The organism is Pedobacter folensis (assembly GCF_056490665.1).
Genome location: NZ_JBWJIF010000001.1, coordinates 1198493 through 1220855 on the forward strand (window position 1 = coordinate 1198493; position 22363 = coordinate 1220855).

Here is a 22363-nt window from a genome sequence, read left to right on the forward strand (position 1 = left end):
ATAAAAATCAAAATATAGATATATAAAACACTTAAATTACGCTCATAATGGATAATAATGGTTCAATTTGGAGAAAATGGGATTTACACATTCATACTCCAGCATCAGGTTTCGCAACTGATAATGACTATGCTACTTTAATTGAAAATATTAAAAATTCGGAAGCGGACGTTGTAGGAATAAATGATTATTCAACTTTAGAAGGCTATTCAAAAATTTTAGATCTAGGTGGTGTACCAAATAAGGAAATATATCCTGTTGTTGAATTTAGGATGATTAATAAAATTAATCATAAAAATACAACTGCAACTTCTGGTGGAGTTAGTATAAACTTTCATGTTATTTTTGATAATTCCATCCCTGTCCAAAGCATATTAACAGAAATTAATGCATTAGAGTGTTTTTATGAAGGTGGTAATGAAACAAAATTAGGGCATGTTACAAGTGTTGATGATAGAAAAAAAGTTTCATTGGATTTTTTCAAAACTGAAAAAGCACTAAGGGATTCTAAAATTTTAAGAGACAGATATCTAATTTGGGTTCCATATGATGAATATGGCGGTGTTGATCCGATAGATCCTATTAATGATGGTTTTTTTAAATTAGGTATTATTAAAAAAGCAGATGTTCTTGGCTCGGCTAATAAAAAACAAATTGACTTTTTCCTAAGCAAGCAATGTATTGAAAGTATAGGAAAAACCGTCCCTTGCATAAAGGGTAGTGATTCACATGAAATAGACTATCCATTTGGTAAATTAAAAGATAAAAACTCGCAACCTATTGAGAAATACTGTTGGATTAAAGCAGATAAGAGTTTTAAGGGGTTAAAACATTTAATTATTGAGCCAGAATCAAGGGTATTCATTGGAAAAACTCCATTCATAATAGAAAGAGTAAATAACAATAGAACGAAATATCTAAAAAGTATTTCAGTTAAAGCGGTTGAAGGATATGATGGTAAATATGGACAATGGTTCGATGACATTGAAATACCATTGAATCATGAGTTGGTTGCTATTATCGGAAATAAGGGAAGTGGGAAAAGTGCATTGGCAGATATCATCTCCCTTTGTTCTAATTTCGGTGGAAATCATGATGATTTTTCGTTTTTGAACTCTAAAAAATTCAATGCTAGCGGTGGAAAAATTGCAAAGAATTTTAAGGCAACGATTACTTGGGAAAGCGGTGTCAGTAATAACAAAAATTTAGCTGATAATTTAGACAATGGAGCAGTTGAGCTGGTCAAATACTTACCACAAGGTTATTTTGAACGGTTAACAAACGAAATCAGTTCAGTTGAGGATTTCAAAAAGGAAATAGAAAATGTTGTATATACTCACTTAGATGATGATGATAGGATTGGAGTAACATCATTTGATGAATTGATTAACAAGCGCAAAGAGTTAATTCATCACGAAATAAATATACTAAAAGAAAGACTGACACTGGTCAATCAATCAATATTTGAAAAGGAAAAGAAACTAAATACAAATTATAAATTAGGTCTTGAGGCTCAGATTAGACAAAAAAAAGAGGAGCTTATTGCATTAGTTGAACCTATTGAAGTCAAAAATCCGAGTGAAGATCCTGCCATTGCAGAAAAAAACAAGGAAATAAACAGCAGAATATCAACTATTCAGACTGCAATATTAGATCTAGAAAAAAGTATTGAAGAAAAAACAAATCTAAAACGTGAGTTATTAGCCGAGATCAATGAAATAAAAGATCTTAGACAGAGATTTAAAAGTAAAGAAGAGGAATTGAATTTCTTTAAAACTACATATTTAAAAGACCTAAGTAAATTTAGCATAAGCTTTGATGACACTTTAAAGTATGAATTTAATTATACTCAAATTGATAATTCTTTATCACTTAAAGAAAAAAAACTTAAAGAAATTAGAATATTATTAGGCGATGAAACAAGTGATAATGTCGATTTCATCCCCCTTTCTAAACAGTTATCTGGCCAACAGGAAAACTTGTATAATATTCAGAAAAACTTAGATGAGGCAGAGAGGAAATATCAGTCATATTTAACCGATAAAAAAACTTGGGAGGAAGGAAAAAAATTAATTATTGGAGATTTTAATATTCCGAATTCTTTAAGTTTTTACGAGCAAGAATTAGAATTTGTTAATAAGAGCCTAATACCTGAAATTGAAAATGAACGAAATAGTAGGTTCGAAATAGTTCAATCCATATATAGTAAAATGGAAAGTATCTTAGAGGTCTACAAAACCGTTAAGAAAAAAATAGATTTAATCATAGCGGATAACGCCGAATTGCTGGATCAATATAAAATAAACATCGATGCATCTTTCAACTTAAAACATAATTTTCAAACGAAATTTTTAAACTTTGTCTCTTTAAATAAAACAGGTACGTTTTACGGACGAGATAATGCTGAAATGCAACTAAATAAGCTCATCGAAGGTGTTAATTGGGATAGTTATCAAGATGTTAAAGAATTACTAGAAAAGGTAAGTAGGTCATTTTTTAATGATAAAAGAAATGATAATAATTCACAAACATTCATAGAAACTCAGGTTGACGAAGTGGTGAACTTATACGATTACTTGTTCTCGCTTGAATTTTTGGACTATAATTATGAACTAAGACAAGGCAGTAAGAAATTGGAACAATTATCTCCAGGAGAAAAGGGTGCTTTGCTTTTGATATTCTATTTACTATTAGATAATAATGATATTCCATTGATAATCGATCAACCAGAAGACAATTTAGATAATAATAGTGTTGCAAATGTGCTAGTTCCTTTTATTAAAAAGGCGAAGACAAAAAGACAAATTATTTTGGTTACTCATAATCCAAACTTGGCAGTGGTTGCTGATGCCGAACAAGTGATTTATGTCGATTTGGATAAGGAAAATAAAAATGAATTCAGTTTTAAATCTGGTTCAATCGAAAACCCTGTAATAAATGATTGTATTGTAAAAGTCCTTGAGGGAGCAATGCCAGCATTTAATAAGAGAAAGCAAAAATATTATGATCAATAAAACAAGTCAACACGGATTTGTACCGAATTTGTATCTTAAATATCATAACTATCTGTTAATCAGTATTACTTTACTTTCTGTATCGGTAAATAGCTATTTTGCATTTGATATTCAAATCATTACTTATCGTTATTTCCTGTGTAACATAGAAACTTTAAATTTAAGAAGGCCTGCATGTCGTATAAAACAGCAGGCCTTCTTAGTTAGTAATCAATAAGATATAATTATAAACTGATTTATTTTTATGGAAAAATTAATCAGTTGGTAGGAAGCGAAAGCTGGGGCAAATAAAGTTTCCCCATTAAGTTCCATTGACTTGGCACAGCAATATTCATCCAATTGTAAATTAGTACTGGAATATCTACGCCATTAGGAACAGCTAAGAAAGCTGAAGAAGAAATTTCTGGAGAGATGTTTGGAGAGATATCCGCGAAAGATGTAATTTGAACACGATTATCATAATTAAAGGAATTCCCATTTCCAGACAAATCTCCCATTAAGCTACCTGATGATTCGTTTCCAGACCAATATCCTAGCAAACTACTATACAATGGATCTGAAGGTTGCAGTTGCTTTCTCATTTTTGTAATGATATCTGCATCCGACAAGGAAACATTAAATAAGGCGATATCCCTTATCAGGAAATTTGTTATCCCCCCTGCATCTGCGCCTATTTTTAAAGGAAAATTATTATCAGCATTTTTACCCGTAATGGTTATCGTACCTTCTTTTACGCCATCTATAAATAAATCCATTTTACGAACTGCTCCCTGGTTAAAAATGACAAATGCTACGCTATGCCATTTCCCATCCCTAAGATCTTTTGTCAAAGTAATTTTAGTGGCCGAATAATCAATTTGAATGTTATTTGACCCAACAAAAAGTGCCCAGTACCCCCCTGTTGTGCCATTTTTTTTACTTAAAATATTCGGAAAACCATTAGACGAGCTGCGGTCATCTCTATATTTGAACATGAGGGTGAAGCCACCTGATAAACCAAAATTACCAACTGAAGTATTACTTAGGCTAGCTGTTGCTGTTAAAGTAGTAGTAGTAGCATTAAATCTTGGTGCAAATCCTGAAAAAGGTAAACCATTTAAATTCGGCATATTATATGCTACTGTTTTAAATTTGGGGTTATAAAATGTGACAAATGTATTTCTGGACGCATCATCGTAAATATTAGAGCCTGGGGCACCACCCGATAATCCACCACCTTTATTAGAAGCTACGACCACCAACCAATTTTCGCCACTGAAAGTTTTTCTAGCCCTTAAGGCTGTTAAGATTTCACCTACATAAGCATCCAATGTAGTAATAGCACTGGTATAAGCTGCTGTTGATGTGGTGTATCCGTTGGCTGCACCTGCAGTTTCTGCACTATGAAATTGCGCAACAAGTATGGATGGGTCATTTGTACTTAACTCGTTAACTACAGCCGTTTTTACTGCGGCATCGTCATTTGGAAAACTTTGTTTAACTGTTGCATCTTTAGCTAAATTGTCGTTAAAAGCCGCACTAGCCCCAAACGATACCATCCTAACATTACCAATAGTAGCCTTTATTCTACTAAAAATTGTAGGTGCCACCTGTAAGTTGATATTCGTAAAATTCTCGTCTGTTACATTGTGCACGGCATTATCTACCCCAGTTAGCATGGTGGTCCAGGCCGATGCATTGGTAATGGGGTTACGTTGATAATCAGCAAGTCCATCGTAACTGTAAATTGCATTTTTTGTAATTTGGGTTAAGTTAGATGGTGCCAATGCATTCACTACCGAGCCTTTAACACCATCCAATACAATGTATAATACTTTTTTCTTATTGTCGCCTAATCCAGCTGTGTCATTTTTAAAGGATTTTGGCAATGTATTTTCAAAATCTTTATTGCAGCCAAAATTTAGTCCAATGAAGCCAATAATTATAATTGTAAACAGGTGTTTAAAATTCAAACTAATATTCTTTTTCATTTCTTTATTTAATAGTGTTGTGTATATTTTAAAACACTTAGTTTTGCTTAAGCCGAAGTCGGCAATCTTGTAAAGTTTAATCATAGTTTGTTTAGGTTAATTTGGTTAGTTTTCGAATATCTATAGCCGGCTGTTAATCTCAAAGGTGAAAATCCTGATATTGCCATATATAGACTTCCCTCCGGGGAATAATACAAGTCAAACATTTTTTCTTCTATCGTATTGAATAGCTTAGCAATGCCACCGGGCTACCAGTAACTCCTTAATTGAATGCCTTTTAGAAGCAAATAATTTCGCGTGCTCAGCTGTAACTGTATCATGCAAAATTCCAAGATGTTTAAACTTCGTAAAAACTGGTTCATTAATCTGTTTGGTTAGTTATTTATCCCAACCAATTTCTTGATCTGGTTAGCATACAAAGTTGTTTAATCGGATGATTATTGTGTGAGGAAAATCTTAAACGAATGCTACGAAAATCTTAAATACACAGGTTATGCAATACTTTGTCGCTTTTTATCAACGTAAAAGCCTTATTTCGTTACTTGGGGTACCCAAACAGGGTTTTGGGCTATTTTGAGTTCAGGATGGATTATAAGCGAATAGCTGATCTAAAAGCAGTTAGAATCCATAGGTATTTAGTTCAGACGGAAAGGAAAAAATATTGTATTTAGTCGGCAATACATTTGGCGGTCACTTTACACTGAAACAGGCAGGTCACTTTTAGTGAAATATATACTTTTACCCTGCATACACTTTCAGAATATCATAAGCAAATCTTAGAATTGTTCCGAAAACAACGATCAGAAAAAATACACGTACAAATTTATTCCCTTTAAGCAAGGCCAGTTTTGTACCGAAGAAGGCACCCGTTAGGTTAAAAAGTGCCATTGGGATGGCGTATTGAAACAGGATATGTCCTGTAGAACTGAAATAGATAATGGCTGCCAGATTAGTCGCCATATTTACAATTTTGGCATGTGCACTGGCACCTATAAAATCGAAACCCAGAACCGCAATAAAAACCAAGATCAGAAAAGAGCCGGTACCTGGTCCGATTAAGCCATCATAAAAACCAATCAATATTCCAAATAAAGCAGCCATTAAAACCTGTTGTTTAAGCGAATGGTCTTTCTCCTGATGGATACCAAATTGTTTATTAAAATAGGTATAAAGTGCAACTAAAATCAGCACAACAAGGATTACCGGTTTAATGACTGAATTATCGATCCTACTCACCAAAAACGCACCCATCAATGCGGCTAAAAATGCAGTAAGCACACAGGCAGCAAGCACCTTGTAATTAAAACTAACCTGTTTCGAATATTTGAAAGCGGCCAGCGTTGTACCCGCCATTGATGGGATTTTGGTAGTCCCTAAAAGCGTAGCCACAGGATAATGTGGTAAAATAAGTAAAATGGCGGGAGTTTGTAATAAACCGCCGCCACCTACAATAGCATCTATAAATCCGGCAGCAAAAGCCACCAGACAAAGTAAAATCAGTTCGTTAACCACTAATTAAATTTTTAAATCAATACTTCCGAATTCATTACCGCTGGCTTCAGCCAACAGTAACTACATCCGCTCCGGCGAAGTAATCCCTAAAATCAGCATCCCAGCATGAATAATATCAGCTGTTTTTTTGCTCAGGTTTAAACGGAACTGTTTCACTTCACCTTCTTCAGTTTTTACAATTGGCGGTACCTCATGATAAAACTTGTTGAATAGTTTAGCCAGTTCGTATAAATAGTTGGCTAAACTTGCCGGACTGTAAGCTTTAGCTGCAATAGCAATTTCTGCAGGGTATTTCGCCAATTGCAGAATCATTTCCAGTTCCACATCCGATATTCCTGAAAACTGCTCACTACCAACTGCAAACTGATAATCCGATTTACTCAACAGCGATTTAATCCTTGCATGTGTATATTGGATAAATGGCCCGGTATTCCCCTGGAAATCGATACTTTCAGCAGGATTAAACAATAAACGTTTTTTCGGTTCAACCTTTAAAAGGAAATATTTCAAGGCTCCTAAACCAATATTTTTATATAACTCTTCTTTATCTGCTTCACTAAAATCGTTGGTTTTACCCAATTCTTCCGTTTTCTCTCGGGCGGTGGTTACCATGCTTTCGATTAACTCGTCCGCATCAACAACTGTTCCTTCACGGCTTTTCATTTTTCCGTTTGGCAAATCAACCATTCCATACGATAAATGGTATAAACCTTTCGCCCAGCTTTTGCCCAGTTTCTCCAAAATCAGGAACAATACCTTAAAGTGATAATCCTGCTCATTTCCCACCACGTAGATCGACTCATCCATATTGAAATCGTCGTGTTTCATTTCGGCAGTACCCAAATCCTGTGTAATGTAAACCGAAGTTCCATCGGCACGTAAAACCAGTTTCTGATCTAAACCATCAGCAGTTAAATCGATCCATACCGAACCATCTTCCTTTTTAAAGAAAACGCCTTTGGCCAAACCTTCATCAACCGTACCTTTCCCTAACAGGTAAGTATTGCTTTCGTAGTAAAATTTATCAAAATCAACCCCAAGGTTTTTATACGTTACATTAAAACCAGCATAAACCCACTCGTTCATGGTTTTCCAAAGCGAAACTACTTCCTCATCACCTTGCTCCCATTTCAGCAGCATTTGTTGCGCTTCTTTAATCAACGGTGCATTTTTCTTGGCCTCTTCTTCAGTTTGTCCTTCCGTTTTTAACGCATCAATCTCTTTTTTGTATTCTTTATCAAAAATGACGTAATATTTTCCAACCAGGTGATCGCCCTTTAAGCCAGTACTTTCAGGTGTTTCGCCATTACCCCATTTTTGCCAGGCCAGCATCGATTTACAGATGTGGATACCACGATCGTTAACCAGATTTACCTTCACCACATCGTAACCATAAGCTTTAAGCAGCTCAGAAACCGAGTAACCCAATAAATTATTACGCACGTGCCCCAGGTGAAGCGGTTTATTGGTATTTGGCGAAGAATATTCGACCATTACCTTTTTACCATTAGGTGCGTACACACCAAAATCGGGCGATAAAATTTCTTCGTTAAACTGTTTTAAGAAATAACTTTCAGCAATGCTTAAGTTTAAAAAGCCTTTAACCACATTAAATTTAGTGATATCAGTTACGTTGGCAACCAAATATTCGCCAATTTCTGTGGCGGTTTGTTCCGGCGATTTCTTCGAAATTTTGGCGATCGGAAAAACAACAATCGTTGCCTGTCCTTCAAATTCTTTACGGGTTTCTTGTATGTTGATTACACTTTCGGCTACTTCTTCCTTATAAAGTTCAAGAATGGCTTTCTGTGTTTCGGCAATAATAAAATTCATGTGCCAAAAATATGTAAAAAAGGTGGAAGGTGAAAGGTTTAAGGCGGAAGGTTTTTGAGCTTTTAAAAGGCTTGGAAAGCTGCTATAGTGCCAGTCGGTTCCAATAGTCCTTCTTTCCGCTATAGTCCCGATTGAAGGAATCGGGAGCTGCCGCTTCAATAAGGTTTAAAGATGTGGGTGCTGTGCAATAAAAAAGTCGGGAGTCCGATGTCCGGGGTCGGAAGACAGAATACCTATAAATATAAATCTCATTGGTCTTCTAACTTTTCCAGCACCTATTTTCAAACTATATCTTCGGACTTTCGGCCCCCTGGACTTTCGGACTCTCAAAAATTCTAATAGATTTGCAATAACTAACTTTTTTATGAGCGAGCAGAACCCAAATTTTAAAGTGAGCGTAAACACCGAAATCGGCAGATTGCGTAAATTATTAATACATAGTCCTGATAGTGGATTAGGCAAAGTAGTACCCTCTAAGGCACAAGACTGGCTCTTCGAAGATATTGTACATTTAGATACCATCCGTAAAGGCGAATACGATTATTATATTAAACTGTTGATGTATTTTCTTGATCCTGAAAAGATTAAAGGAAAACTGAGTGATATAGATTCGGAAGCATCTAACCGTAATTTTTATAAACCCAACCACCCCGATTTTCACAATTCTAAATCGGTAATCGAGATTCAGAATCTGTTGAGCGAAATGCTCGAAAACGAATCCATCCGTAAAAAACTGGTTGCTGCCGTTTGTGCGATTGAAGGCTGTACCTATAAAGTACAGTTAGCATTAACCAATACCGATCCGAAACAGTTGGCTGAGATTTTTATCTCCGGTACACTGGCCAACGATACGATGATTTTCGCACCGATCCCCAATTTAATTTTCACCCGGGATGTAGGTACCACAATTAATAACCACATTCTGTTAAACAAACCCGCAAAAAAAGCCCGTGTGCGCGAAACGCTTTTAATGCGTTATATTTTCTTCAACCATCCTTTGTTTGAGGGCTACCGCAATAATATTCTCGAAATTCCGGATGTAACCATGCACTTTTTAAGGCCGGGCGATGAACCTGCTTTCAGCACCACTTTAGAAGGTGGCGATGTGATGATGGTGAGTCCCAACCATGTACTGATTGGCTGTAGCGAGCGGACATCAGAGCATGGTGCCAACGAAGCGATTAAGTTATTGTTCGACCAGGATGTGGTCGAAAAAGTTACCGTGGTGAAAATACCGAGCAAACGTGATTATATGCACCTGGATACGGTTTTCACGCAAGTTAAACGCAATACCTGGGTAATTTTGAATTCGATTGCGCATTCACCAAAGTATAATCCTTATGAGCCGATCAACTTTTTAAAAGAGCCCGAAAAACTGGAAGCGACTACCGCCATTCAGTTTACTAAAGCCAATCCAAGCGAGCCGAAACACTTCGAACATGTAGAAGCTTTATTAAATGATATTAGCCAGAACGATTTAAAAAGCACCGAACCAACTAAAATAATCTACAGTGGAAACAATCAGTTCCCTTACGATTCGCGTGAGCAGTGGACAGATTCCTGTAACCTTTTAGCCATTAAAGAAGGTGTGGTTTTAGGCTACGACAGAAACGATAAAACCGTCGAAGCCTTTAAAACAGCTGGTTTTGATGTAGTGGATGTAAAAGATTTGATTCAGGATTTAGAAAGCGGTAAAGTAAATGCCGAAACCATAACCGATACCTTGATTTTAATGCCTTCGGCAGAATTATCGCGTGCCCGTGGTGGTTTCCATTGTATGAGTTTGCCGATATTAAGAGACAATTTATAAAATGTAAAAAGTAAGATGGTTAATGGAAAATGGTTGATGGCAATCGCTAGAAACAATTAACCAATTTCAACAATTAACCGATTTACCAATGAACAATTGAACTAATGAACTAATGAACCAATCTACCAACCATATCCTCATGATCCGCCCTGTTGATTTTAAATTCAACGAGCAAACGGCGGGAAATAACAAGTTTCAAGTTGCTTCTACTGAAACCAATGTACAAACAGAGGCTTTAAAAGAATTTGATGCCTTTGTTGATTTACTACGAAAAAATAATGTTGATGTGACAGTGGTTGATGATACCTTACAACCTGAAACACCTGATTCTATTTTCCCCAACAATTGGGTTTCCTTTCATGAGGATGGCTCAGTATATCTTTATCCGATGTTTTCTGAAAACCGAAGATTGGAGCGCAGAAAAGAGATACTGGATGGTTTAAAAGAAAACTTCGAAGTTAACCACATCAGCGATTTAAGCTTTTACGAACATCAGCATGCGTTTTTAGAAGGCACAGGAAGCATGGTATTAGATCGCACCAACAAAATTGCTTATGCCTGCTTAAGTGTGCGTACCGATGAAGAAGTGTTAAACAATTTCTGCATGCTAACCGGATATGAACCGGTGGCATTCCAGGCGGTTGACGAATCGAATTTCCCGATTTACCACACCAACGTGATGATGTGCATCGGCGAGCGTTTTGCAGTAATTTGCCTGGATTCGATTAAAGATCCTGAAGAAAAACTGAATGTAACCATCAGCTTAAAAGGATCAGGGAAAGAAATCATCGAAATCAGCCTGGAGCAGATGAACAAATTTGCAGGCAACATGTTACAGCTTAGCAATACAGATGACGAAAGTTTATTGGTGATGTCGGAACAGGCTTATCTATCCTTAACTGCTGTTCAGATTGCTGCGCTTGAACAATACAGCAGAATCATTTATGCCCCGCTTTATACCATCGAAAAAAACGGCGGTGGCAGCGCAAGGTGCATGCTGGCGGAGATACATTTGCCCAGTAAATTGTAGATATTAAGCAACACGAACGATTTTTATTTTTGCAACGAAAAACACCGAGAACACGGAAAATCTGTTGCATAATTATACTCGCTGGTAAACCTCAAATAGTAGCACCGGCCGAAATATATAAACCTGATAGCAATGAAAAGCACGCAAAGCCGATCCTTCATCGGCAGCGGACTTGTAATGAATAGCAGGACTAACCCAAACCGACAATAACAGGAACCTGCTTTTCTAAATGATCAGCAAACAAACCGTTTTTATTTTTGCCACGGAAAACACCGAGAACACGGAAAATCTATTGCATAATTATACTCGCTAGTAAGCCGCAAATAGCAGCACAATCTCAACTTAAATAAACCTGATAGCAATGAAAAGCACGCAAAGCCGATCCTTCATCGGTAACGGACTTGTAATGAATAGCAGGACTAACCCAAACCGACAATAACAGAAACCTGTTTTCTAAATGATTAGCAAACAAACCGTTTTTATTTTGCCACGGAAAACACCGAGAACACGGAAAATCTCTTGCATAATTATACTCGCTAGTAAGCCGCAAATAGCAGCACCATCCAAATTTAAATAAACCTGATAGCAATGGAAAGCCTGCAAAGCCGATCCTTCATCGGCAGCGGACTTGTAATGAATAGCAGGACTAACCCAAACCGACAATAACAGGAACCTGCTTTCTAAATGATCAGCAACATTACTTTCTTTTTCTATCGAACAAAACCTTTAACTTATAGGAACAAAGATTTCTCCGCTACAGGCTGTAACACAATGCCTGTTCATTCCGATTAGTTTTATTACTTTCGCCAAAAATCCAGTATCAATATGTCTTTAGCACAAGAATTACAAACCCGTTCGGGCAATAAATGCGAATTATGCACTTCTGAAACCAATTTATCGGTGTACGAAGTGCCGCCAACCAGCAATGCCAATAGCGATAACAGCATTTTAGTCTGTAAAACCTGCTTAGACCAGATTGAAAAAACGGAGCAGCTTGCCCCTAACCATTGGAAAATATTAACAGAAACCATGTGGTCGGAATTTGCCCCGGTACAGGTTGTGGCCTGGCGCATGTTGAGCAGGTTAAGGAATGAAGGCTGGGCAGCAGATAGTCTGGATATTTTATACCTTGAAGATGAAACTTTAGAATGGGCTAAAAAAACCGGCGACCATGAGCAAGATGGAACAGTAGAATTTCATCAGGACAGCAACGGCACGCGTTTATTTGAAGGGGATACGGTGGTTTTGGTGAAAACGCTGGATGTTAAAGGCTCAACTTTGAGCGCTAAATTGGGTACTGTGGTTAAAAACATCCGCTTAGTTCATGATAACATCGAACAAATTGAAGGTAAGGTGGAGGGACAAACCATTGTAATTTTAACGAAATACCTCCGCAAAGGATAATATGCTATTTGGTTCCAGAGCCTGTATCTTAAGCTGTGTTCATCCAAACTTATCACGTTGAGCTTGTCGAAACGTTTTACAGGAGCATTTAAACAAGTCCTTCGACAGGCTCAGGATGACAACCTATAATCAATTAATGATTTACCTATAATTGATTAGCCGCTTGCTGTTAACCTTAAATAGCAGCACCAACCTAACCTCAATAAACCTGAACGGAACGAACATCCCGAATGAAGCATTGTTGTTTATTATTTTTTGGTATGCTTGCTTGTTGCACAGGTTTCTTCGGGATAAAGTGGAGCGCAGGGCAAAACCCAAACTATTAAAACCGGAACCTGCTTTCCAAACCCTTAAACCAACTCCTTATTACTACTTGTTTTCCAGATTGTTAACAAAACAAGCAACCTGTTTTTTTGCTAAAAACAATTTGTACTAAAATTTTGTAGTTAGGCTAACGGTTTCTCTACAGTAAAAATATTTTTATTAAAGATTAATTCTCGATTTAAAATTACATTTTTGCAAAAATTATTTAAAAGTAAATGCAGAGTTACTCAGAATTTCTTGATCTAAGTGTTGGTTTCCCTCAGGAGGGTTTCGATGTTATAGATGATGAATTATATTTTCAGGATTTAAACCTGATGGAAATGATCGAAACTTACGGTACTCCCCTACGTTTCACGTATTTACCAATGGTAAGTAAGAAAATTCAGCAGGCGAAGATTCTTTTCCAAACCGCTATTTTAAAGAACAATTATCGTGGCGATTACAAATATTGCTACTGTACAAAAAGCTCGCATTTTAAGCACATTGTAGAAGAAGCTTTAAAAAACAACATCCACCTGGAAACTTCTTCGGCTTTTGATATGCCAATGGTTGACGCTTTGGAGAAAAAAGGGGTGTTAACGAAAGATACCACCATCATTTGTAACGGCTTTAAAACCTATCAGTACAAACAATATATCATTGATATGTTGCATGATGGTTATACCAATATTATCCCCGTTTTAGATAACAAAGAAGAATTTAACCTTTTTGATGATGAGGTAGATATTGATACGCCTTGTAATTTGGGTATCCGTATTGCCGCTGAAGAGCAGCCAGATTCGCAATTCTATACTTCGCGTTTAGGTGTGCGTATGGAAGATATCATCGATTTTTACAACAATAAAATCGTTCATAACCCTAATTTCAGGGTTAAATTATTACACTTTTTCATTAACTCGGGTATTACCGATTCGCCATATTACTGGAACGAGTTAGAGAAATATGTAACACTTTATTGCAAGTTCAAAAAAATCAATCCTGATTTAGATACCCTTGATATTGGTGGTGGCATGCCATTTAAAGATTCGTTGGTGTTCGATTTCGATTACGAATACATGGTAAACGAAATTGTAAAAAGGATTAAAGAAATCTGTGCCATCCACGATGTAATGGAACCAGATATTATTACTGAATTTGGTAAATATACTGTTGCTGAGGCGTCTGGTATTCTTTATAAGGTATTGGGCCGTAAACAACAGAACGACCGTGAGCGTTGGTTAATGTTAGATGGTTCTTTCATTACCAATTTACCTGATGTTTGGGCACTAAACCAAAAATACATTTTATTGCCGATTAACAACTGGGATGCTGAATATGAACGGGTTAACTTAGGTGGTATTACCTGCGATGGTCAGGATTATTACAACCAGGAAGCACACATGAACAGTGTATTTATGCCTAAAACGCGTAAAGTACAGTATTTAGGTTTCTTCCATACTGGTGCATACCAGGAAGTGTTGAGCGGTTATGGTGGTATCCACCATTGTTTATTGCCTAGTCCGAAACACGTTTTAATCCGCAGAAACCGCGATGAAAGTTTCAACTTTGAGGTTTTTGGAGAAGAACAGAACAGCAAACAGGTATTGAAAATTCTGGGTTACTAGTTCAGTTTGCAGTTTTCAATTCTCAGTTTGGAGCTCTTCCAAATAAACTTTCCACAATGAATTAAAGCGAGAACAAGTTTCTTATTTTTACAATATATAAATACCTTAGTTAAATAAACTAAGGTATTTTTTTGCCTTTAACCTTTTACCTTACACCTAAAAACCTTTAAAAATGCAATTCGGTAAAGTAGACGACCCCTCAATTATAGATTATACGCTTCCTGCTGATGCGCCTGAAACAGCAGCAATTTTAGCAGCCAATAAACCTAAACAAGCTTTTAAGGCTTACGTGGGTTGTGCCAAATGGAATAAGGCTGATTTAAAAGGTTTTTATCCAAAAGGGACAAAAGATGAGCTGACTTACTATTCTACTCAATTTAATTCCATTGAGCTAAATGCCACTTTTTATGGTATGCCAAGTCGTGAGCAGGTAATCACCTGGACACAAAAAACACCTGCAGATTTTAAGTTTTTCCCTAAACTCACCAATACCATCAGTCATTTTAAAAGATTGATCAACGTTAAAGAGCCTGTAGAGCAGTATTGCGATGCCATCAGTAACTTCGAAGATAAGTTGGGTATGGCTTTTCTTCAGCTGCACGATAATTTTAAACCTAAAGATTTCGAAAGGTTAAAAACCGTAATCAATGAGTTTCCAAAAGTTATTCCTTTGGGCGTTGAGGTGAGAAATGGCGAATGGTTTTCGAATCCCGCCATTGCCAATGAGTTTGCACAATTGTTTCAGGAAAATGGTGTAGCCAATATTATTGTTGATACTGCGGGCAGAAGAGATATGTTACATATGCGTTTAACCTCACCTACGGCCTTCGTACGTTTTGTAGGCGCCAATTATGATGATATTGATAAAAAGCGCTTAGATGATTGGATTGAAAGAATTGTAACCTGGAAAGAACAGGGATTACAAAACCTATATTTCTTTGTACACCAGAATGTAGAACTATCCTCTCCGCTATTTTCGGCTTATTTTACGGAGAAACTGAATAAGGCTGTAGGGACTGATCTAAAAATTCCGGTGATGGCCAATCAGGCTTCGCCAGGTTTATTTTAATTTTTTACGTTACGTCATTCCCGTGCATGCGGGAATCTTAATGCATTTTACATCAGGCACTAAGATTATCTTCGATGAGCACTTCGTGGTTCCCAATCAAGTTGGGAATGACGATCTTACTGTTAGTCGAGATTTGCAATCTCGATTAAATGAACTATGGATTTATAATCCAATTAAAGATTCGAAAGTCGGGATTGCAAATCCCGACCAACAATATTTACTGTCTCCTATAAACCGTTTCCGTCGCTTTTGCCTCATCCCCTTCCGGCGAAACGTTGTAAGCCGTTAATATCATTTCATCTGCACTGATAATCTCAAGTGTTGTTCTCCAGCCCCAAAGCTGCTCGCCATATTCCGGACTCCCATATTCACCAAAAACTGAAAAACCATTTGCCGTAGCTTCACCACTCGAAAGCATGATCTGTGTCCCCATGTGGAAACTATCGACCCAGCTTGCGGTGAATCTTTGGTAAGGAATGTCGAAACCGATAATCATTTTGCCTTCAAAAGCTTTTCCTTCCAAACTTCCATGATAATCAAAAGAAATAAAACGATTACCCAGAATAGCAATAATGGTTGCTTCAGCCGGAGATTCATCTGCCAGTACATCTTTTTCAAACCAGGTTTTGGTTATGCCTTTCCAGTTACCCATTAAACTTTGAAGCTGTTGATGAGCACCATCTATTAGAGATTGCTCGAATTTACTTGTCGCCATAATCCAAACTTATAAAAATATAGTTATAATGTTTAATGGTTTGCATAGAAGATTTTGAATTGAAAATTGTAAATTGTTAATTGAAAATTACTGATGTATGCTAAAGGCGTTAGATCTCAATCAGGTAATGGTTATCGATATCGAAACTGTGCCTCAATATCCATCTTTTCAAGATGTACCTCCCCATTTTCAGGAACTTTGGGAACAAAAAACACATTACCAAAGAAATCAGGACCAAACTGCTGAAGAATTTTATGAAAAAGCCGGTATTATGGCCGAATTTGGCAAGATCATCTGCATCAGCATGGGGATTTTTAGTATACAGGGCCAATCTACCTCATTGCGCATCAAATCTATTTTTGGCGATGATGAAAAAGAAATGCTGCTACAGTTTTCTGCCCTATTGAGTAAACAAATACCCACCTTAATGTTCTGTGCACACAATGGAAAGGAATTCGACTTTCCCTATTTATGCCGCAGGTTATTGGTTAACGGCATAGAAATCCCGGTTCAACTACAACTTTCGGGCAAAAAACCATGGGAAGTGAACCACATCGATACCATGGATCTTTGGAAATTCGGCGATTACAAACATTTTACATCTTTAAACCTACTCGCTGCTATTTTAGATATTCCTACGCCTAAAGACGACATCAACGGCGCACAGGTAAGGCAGGTTTATTACGAAGAAAAAAACCTGGATAGAATTGTTACCTATTGCCAGAAAGATGTAATTACTACCGCTCAGGTGTTATTAAAATTTAAAGGAATGGATATAATTTCAGCAGAAAACATTACCATTGTAACCTAATGTTAAACGTTGAGCATTTAAATATCGATTTCTATAACCAGGAAGAAAAAACCTGGTTTAAAGCGGTTAAACAGATCAGTTTTAAGGTAAAAAAAGGAACTGTTTTAGGTATTGTTGGCGAATCTGGTTCTGGAAAATCGGTTACGTCTTTTTCTATTATGCGTTTGCACGATGAACGTGCAGCAAAAATTACGGGCGAGATAGATTTTGAAGATATTAGTCTGCTTAACCTGAGTTCGAATGAAATCCGCCAGATCAGGGGAAACCAGATTTCGATGATTTTTCAGGAACCCATGACTTCGCTCAATCCAGTTTTTACCTGCGGGTATCAGGTGGCTGAAGCCATTATGCTGCATCGAAAGGTAGATCAAGCGGAAGCCAAAAAACATACCATTGCTTTATTTAACGAAGTGCAATTACCACGACCAGAAAAAATATTTGAGAGTTACCCACACCAAATATCAGGCGGACAAAAGCAAAGGGTAATGATTGCCATGGCTTTAAGTTGTGATCCAAAATTATTAATAGCCGATGAACCCACCACAGCTTTAGATGTAACCGTTCAGAAAACCATCCTGCAACTGCTATTAAAACTGAAACAGGAACGAAATATGGCAATGATTTTTATTTCGCACGATTTAGGCGTAGTAAATGAAATTGCCGATGAAGTTGCTGTAATGTATAAGGGCGAAATCGTAGAACAAGGTCCGGCAAAATCTATTTTCGAAAATCCACAACATCCATATACCAAAGGTTTACTCGCCTGTCGCCCCTCACCTAACCGCCAATTAAAAAAACTACCTGTGGTGGCCGATTTCCTTACCGGAGAAATTGATGATGCCTCAGCACACCTCCAGGCCTCAAATCAGTTAACAACAGCCGAAATAGCTGCACGCAGAGCCAAACTTTATGCTCAGGAACCTTTACTTCAAATTAAAGACCTATGCACCTGGTATCCCATTCACAATGGCCTTTTCGGTAAAACCACCGATTATGTTAAAGCTGTCGACCAGTTAAATTTTGAGGTTTTTCCTGGAGAAACTTTAGGCCTGGTGGGCGAATCGGGTTGTGGTAAAACCACTTTGGGGCGGACTATTTTACGATTAATCCAGCCCACATCCGGAGAGATCATTTTTAATGGGGAAAACATTACACATATCGGCAAAACAGCCTTACGGAAATTAAGGAAAGATATACAGATCATTTTTCAGGATCCATATGCGTCTTTAAACCCTAAATTAAGTATCGGTCAATCAATTTTAGAGCCATTACAGGTACATAAATTATACCGTAACGATAGCGAGCGTAAACAAAAGGTACTGGAACTGCTTGATAAGGTAGGCTTAAAAGAAGAACATTTTAACCGATATCCGCATGAGTTTAGTGGCGGACAAAGGCAACGTGTGGTTATTGCCAGGGCTTTGGCTTTGCAACCCAAATTTATCATCTGCGACGAATCGGTATCTGCTTTAGATGTTTCCGTTCAGGCGCAGGTTTTAAACCTCATCAAAGACCTTCAACGCGAATTCGGACTCACTTATATTTTCATTTCTCATGATCTTGCTGTTGTAAAGCATATTTCAGACCGTATTCTGGTGATGAATAAAGGAAAAATTGAGGAAGAGGGTTTTCCGGAACAAATATTTTATGCACCAAAAGCAGCTTATACCCAAAAGCTGATCGAGGCTATTCCAGGACATCAATAATAGAAAATGCTTAGATCGCTTTCGATTGTTATTTTAATGATTTCCTTTTCTTTTAGCATTTATGCGCAAAAAGTAGAGATTATTCAGTCGGCTACCATTTTTGAAAAGGCGCCGTTCGAGGCCTGTCACGCCTCAACTTTGGTTGATTTAGGCAAAGGAAAAATAATGGCCGCCTGGTTTGGCGGTAAACACGAAGGCAGTAAAGACGTAGTCATCTGGTCGTCAATAAAAACCGGAACACAATGGAGTAAGCCCATCGAAATCGCAAATGGGATAATAAATGATACGAGCAGATTTGCCTGCTGGAATCCTGTCCTTTTTAAGACAAAAAACGGCACATTATTTCTACATTATAAGGTTGGTGCGAATCCAAGAACCTGGTGGGCAGAATATAAAACATCTGTCAATGATGGAAAAACTTGGTCGAAAGCACACCAATTGCCTAAAGGTTTCTTAGGCCCAATTAAAAACAAACCTCTTCAATTACCTAATGGAACAATCCTTTATCCTTCAAGTACAGAAAGTTTGGATGAAAAAACATGGGCAATCCACATTGAGAAATCAGATGGCAAAGGAAAAAACTGGAAAAAGATTGAAATTAACTGCGATACCTTTGGCGTAATCCAACCTTCTATCCTCACCTATCCAAAAGGAAGGTTACAGTTATTGTGCAGAAGCCGACAGAATGTGATTGTAGAAAGCTGGTCGGAAGATAACGGCGAAAGCTGGTCTAAATTAACGGCAACAACATTACCCAATCCCAATTCGGGAAGTGATGCGGTAACCTTAATTGATGGAAGACAATTACTGGTTTATAATCCACTAACAGCAGGTAAAAACTGGTGGGAAGGACGTTCTATCTTAAAATTGGCCATATCAACGGATGGCAAAAACTGGCAGGACATTTACACCTTAGAAAACCACGATAAAGGAGAATACAGCTATCCGGCCATTATCCAGGATAAAAGCGGCAACATACATTTGAGTTATACTGCCGAACGGAAGAAAATTACTTATGTAGAGATTAGGGTAGTCCGTAGTCCGTAGTCCGTAGTCCGTAGTCCGTAGTCCGTAGAATGGAAAGGGATCTTGAAAGAAGGTTTAACTTGCAAAATATTATTTAGTTCATGGCTAATAGTCGATAGTCAAAGAGTGATTTTCTCATAACCTCTCCGGTCAATGAACTACCAAACCACCAACTATGAACTTTTGGCAATTTGCCTTACTAATGAACTAATGGCCGCTGAACCAATGAACTATAAACCATCATCCATACACCCTTTTCCATTTTCCGTATCCTCTCTTCCATCATCCATTTTACATATTGTCCCCTATATTTTCCATCCTGAGCATCTTTTCTGTATCTTCGGTAAATTCAGTTTAGCATATGGCAAAGAAAAAATCGGCAAATATAAAATTGGTTCTGAATCAATTGGTTAGTGATGTTTTTGAAAAAAACAATAATCAGCTGCTTAATTATAAGCAGGTTTCGGCCAAATTAAATTTGAACGATCAGGAATCTAGAGAAACCATTCTCGAGATCTTAAAAGAAGGAAAAAGTGCAGGAATTTTCTTAGAACCAGAAAAAGGTAAATTTAAACTTAAAGAACTTCAAAACTTTATTATCGGTACAGTTGATATGACTGCTGATGGTTCAGCGTATATCGTTCCCGAAGATGAATTTGAGAAAGATATTTTTGTTGCCCCCCGCAAACTCAAAAATGCATTGCACGGCGATACCGTAAAGGCTTATGTTTTTGCGAAGAAAAGCGGTCGTAAAAATGATGGCGAAGTTGTCGAAATTATTAAAAGGGCAAAATCAGATTTCACAGGTGTAATCAAAATATCCGATCGTTTTGCATTTGTTATTGCAGACGATAAAAAAATGATGCACGATATTTTTGTGCCTCTGGCCGATACCCACGAAGCCAAAAACGGACAGCGTGTATTGGTAACCCTATCTGACTGGCCTGAAAGCGCCAAAAACCCGATTGGGATTGTTAAACATGTACTCGGCAATCAGGGTGAGAACAACACCGAAATGAATGCCATTTTAGCGCAGTATGGTTTTCCTTTGGAGTTTCCGCCACAAGTTGAGCGCGAAGCCAATGCCATACCGGAAGAAATTCCTGCAGCTGAAATTGCCAAAAGAAAAGATTTTAGAAACGTATTAACTTTTACCATAGATCCGGCTGATGCGAAAGATTTCGATGATGCCATCTCCTATCAAAAGCTCCCTAACGGAAACCATGAAATAGGCGTCCACATTGCCGATGTTTCACATTATGTCATTCAGGGGACCGAACTGGATAAAGAAGCTTATAGCCGTGCGACCTCGGTTTACCTGGTCGACCGTGTAATTCCCATGTTACCAGAGCGTTTGAGTAATGGAGTATGTTCGTTGCGCCCGCACGAAGATAAATTGTGTTTTGCAGCAGTTTTTGAATTAGATGAACAAGCCAACATCCAGTCTGAATGGTATGGCAGAACGGTAATCCACTCTGACAGGAGATTCAGCTATGAAGAGGCACAGGAAGTAATCGAAAATAAAGAAGGCGATTATGCAAAAGAAATCCTGAAACTCAACGAACTGGCCTATATCCTTCGCGACCGTAAATTTAAAAACGGCGCGATCAGTTTCGAAAGTACCGAAGTTAAATTCAAACTGGATGAAGCTGGCAAACCAATTGGTGTTTATGTAAAAGAGCGTAAAGATGCCCATAAACTGATTGAAGATTATATGCTTTTGGCCAACCGTAAAGTTGCCGAGTTTATCGCCAAAAAAACAAAAGGAAAAGACAAACTGACCTTTGTTTATCGCGTACACGATTCGCCAAACATGGAAACCCTGAATACTTTCGCCACATTTGCTTCACGTTTTGGTTATAAAATCAACACCAAATCAGATAAAGAAATTGCCAGATCATTAAATAATTTAATGAATGATGTAGAAGGCAAAAAAGAACAGAATATTCTAACTTCGCTGGCCATCAGATCAATGGCAAAAGCAATATATTCTACTAAAAAAACAAGTCATTACGGGCTGGCTTTCGAATACTATACCCACTTTACTTCGCCTATCCGTCGTTATCCGGATGTGATGGCACACAGGCTATTACAGACTTATTTAGATGGTGGTAAATCGGCAGACATGGAATTTTACGAAGTGGCCTGTGTACATTCTTCAGCTATGGAAAAAAGAGCTGCTGATGCCGAACGTGCTTCTATTAAATACAAACAAGCCGAATATTTGGAAAACAATATCGGTACGGCGTACAAAGGTATTATTTCGGGTGTTACCGAATGGGGCATGTATGTAGAGATTGAAGAGAACAAATGTGAAGGCATGATTCGTTTAAGGGACATCTCAGACGATTTTTATGTGCTTGATGAGAAAAACTACTGTATTGTAGGTCAACGCAAAAAGAAAAAATACCAGCTTGGAGATGAAGTGATGATCAGGGTGAAAAAAGTAGATCTTTCTAAACGTCAAATCGATTTCACCTTAATTCCAGATTAAAAATTTAAAATTGTGCCTTAAACACAGTGTTTACGCAATAA

15 protein-coding genes are annotated in these 22363 nt (G+C 37.5%); 11 read left to right on the forward strand and 4 right to left on the reverse strand.

The features are described from left to right. Positions 1–47: 47 nt before the first annotated feature. Positions 48–3014, forward strand: coding sequence for a TrlF family AAA-like ATPase (locus AC04QZ_RS04805; protein WP_478356800.1), 2967 nt, complete (start codon positions 48–50; stop codon positions 3012–3014). Between the two features lie 257 nt (positions 3015–3271). Here AC04QZ_RS04805 and AC04QZ_RS04810 read toward each other — a convergent pair whose 3' ends face one another. The 3 genes from AC04QZ_RS04810 to argS form a co-directional block, all read right to left on the reverse strand. Further along, positions 3272–4984, reverse strand: a complete 1713-nt coding sequence (locus AC04QZ_RS04810) for a hypothetical protein (protein WP_478356801.1) — start codon at positions 4982–4984, stop codon at positions 3272–3274. A 738-nt stretch (positions 4985–5722) separates the two neighbouring features. Then, on the reverse strand, positions 5723–6496 hold the full coding sequence (locus AC04QZ_RS04815; RefSeq protein WP_478356802.1) for a sulfite exporter TauE/SafE family protein: 774 nt from the start codon (positions 6494–6496) through the stop codon (positions 5723–5725). 60 nt (positions 6497–6556) lie between these two features. After that, positions 6557–8329, reverse strand: coding sequence for an arginine--tRNA ligase (gene argS, locus AC04QZ_RS04820; RefSeq protein WP_478356803.1), 1773 nt, complete (start codon positions 8327–8329; stop codon positions 6557–6559). A 364-nt stretch (positions 8330–8693) separates the two neighbouring features. Between argS and AC04QZ_RS04825 the strand changes: the two genes are divergently transcribed. The 5 genes from AC04QZ_RS04825 to AC04QZ_RS04845 all read left to right on the forward strand — a co-directional run bounded on the left by AC04QZ_RS04825 (position 8694) and on the right by AC04QZ_RS04845 (position 15570). Continuing rightward, positions 8694–10139 (forward strand): arginine deiminase family protein, encoded by a 1446-nt coding sequence (locus tag AC04QZ_RS04825; RefSeq protein WP_478356804.1) that lies wholly within the window; start codon positions 8694–8696, stop codon positions 10137–10139. A 112-nt stretch (positions 10140–10251) separates the two neighbouring features. After that, positions 10252–11169, forward strand: coding sequence for a citrulline utilization hydrolase CtlX (ctlX, locus tag AC04QZ_RS04830; protein WP_478356805.1), 918 nt, complete (start codon positions 10252–10254; stop codon positions 11167–11169). 825 nt (positions 11170–11994) lie between these two features. Further along, entirely contained in the window at positions 11995–12573 is a 579-nt protein-coding gene (locus AC04QZ_RS04835; protein ID WP_478356806.1) for a PhnA domain-containing protein, read from the forward strand. A 539-nt stretch (positions 12574–13112) separates the two neighbouring features. Further along, positions 13113–14501, forward strand: coding sequence for an arginine decarboxylase (locus AC04QZ_RS04840; protein ID WP_029277861.1), 1389 nt, complete (start codon positions 13113–13115; stop codon positions 14499–14501). A 172-nt stretch (positions 14502–14673) separates the two neighbouring features. Further along, positions 14674–15570 (forward strand): DUF72 domain-containing protein, encoded by an 897-nt coding sequence (locus AC04QZ_RS04845; RefSeq protein WP_086546626.1) that lies wholly within the window; start codon positions 14674–14676, stop codon positions 15568–15570. Positions 15571–15787: 217 nt separating this feature from the next. On the opposite strand, the gene AC04QZ_RS04850 is transcribed toward AC04QZ_RS04845, so the two are convergent. Next, positions 15788–16285 carry a DUF1579 domain-containing protein gene (locus AC04QZ_RS04850; protein ID WP_478356807.1) on the reverse strand — a complete coding sequence of 166 codons (498 nt, stop codon included), beginning with the start codon at positions 16283–16285 and terminating at the stop codon, positions 15788–15790. Between the two features lie 97 nt (positions 16286–16382). On the opposite strand from AC04QZ_RS04850, the gene AC04QZ_RS04855 reads away from it, so the two are divergent. From AC04QZ_RS04855 to rnr, 5 genes are all read left to right on the forward strand, one after another. After that, on the forward strand, positions 16383–17096 hold the full coding sequence (locus AC04QZ_RS04855; RefSeq protein ID WP_478356808.1) for a 3'-5' exonuclease: 714 nt from the start codon (positions 16383–16385) through the stop codon (positions 17094–17096). Then, the gene (locus AC04QZ_RS04860; protein WP_478356809.1) at positions 17096–18802 is read left to right on the forward strand and encodes an ABC transporter ATP-binding protein; all 1707 of its coding nucleotides are present in this window, start codon (positions 17096–17098) and stop codon (positions 18800–18802) included. Before AC04QZ_RS04855 ends, AC04QZ_RS04860 begins: the two co-directional genes overlap by 1 nt. Positions 18803–18808: 6 nt before the next feature. Then, the gene (locus AC04QZ_RS04865; protein ID WP_478356810.1) at positions 18809–19849 is read left to right on the forward strand and encodes a sialidase family protein; all 1041 of its coding nucleotides are present in this window, start codon (positions 18809–18811) and stop codon (positions 19847–19849) included. 132 nt (positions 19850–19981) lie between these two features. Beyond that, positions 19982–20242 (forward strand): hypothetical protein, encoded by a 261-nt coding sequence (locus tag AC04QZ_RS04870; RefSeq protein WP_478356811.1) that lies wholly within the window; start codon positions 19982–19984, stop codon positions 20240–20242. Continuing rightward, positions 20190–22322 (forward strand): ribonuclease R, encoded by a 2133-nt coding sequence (rnr, locus tag AC04QZ_RS04875; RefSeq protein WP_478356812.1) that lies wholly within the window; start codon positions 20190–20192, stop codon positions 22320–22322. Before AC04QZ_RS04870 ends, rnr begins: the two co-directional genes overlap by 53 nt. The last annotated feature ends 41 nt before the right edge of the window (positions 22323–22363 follow it).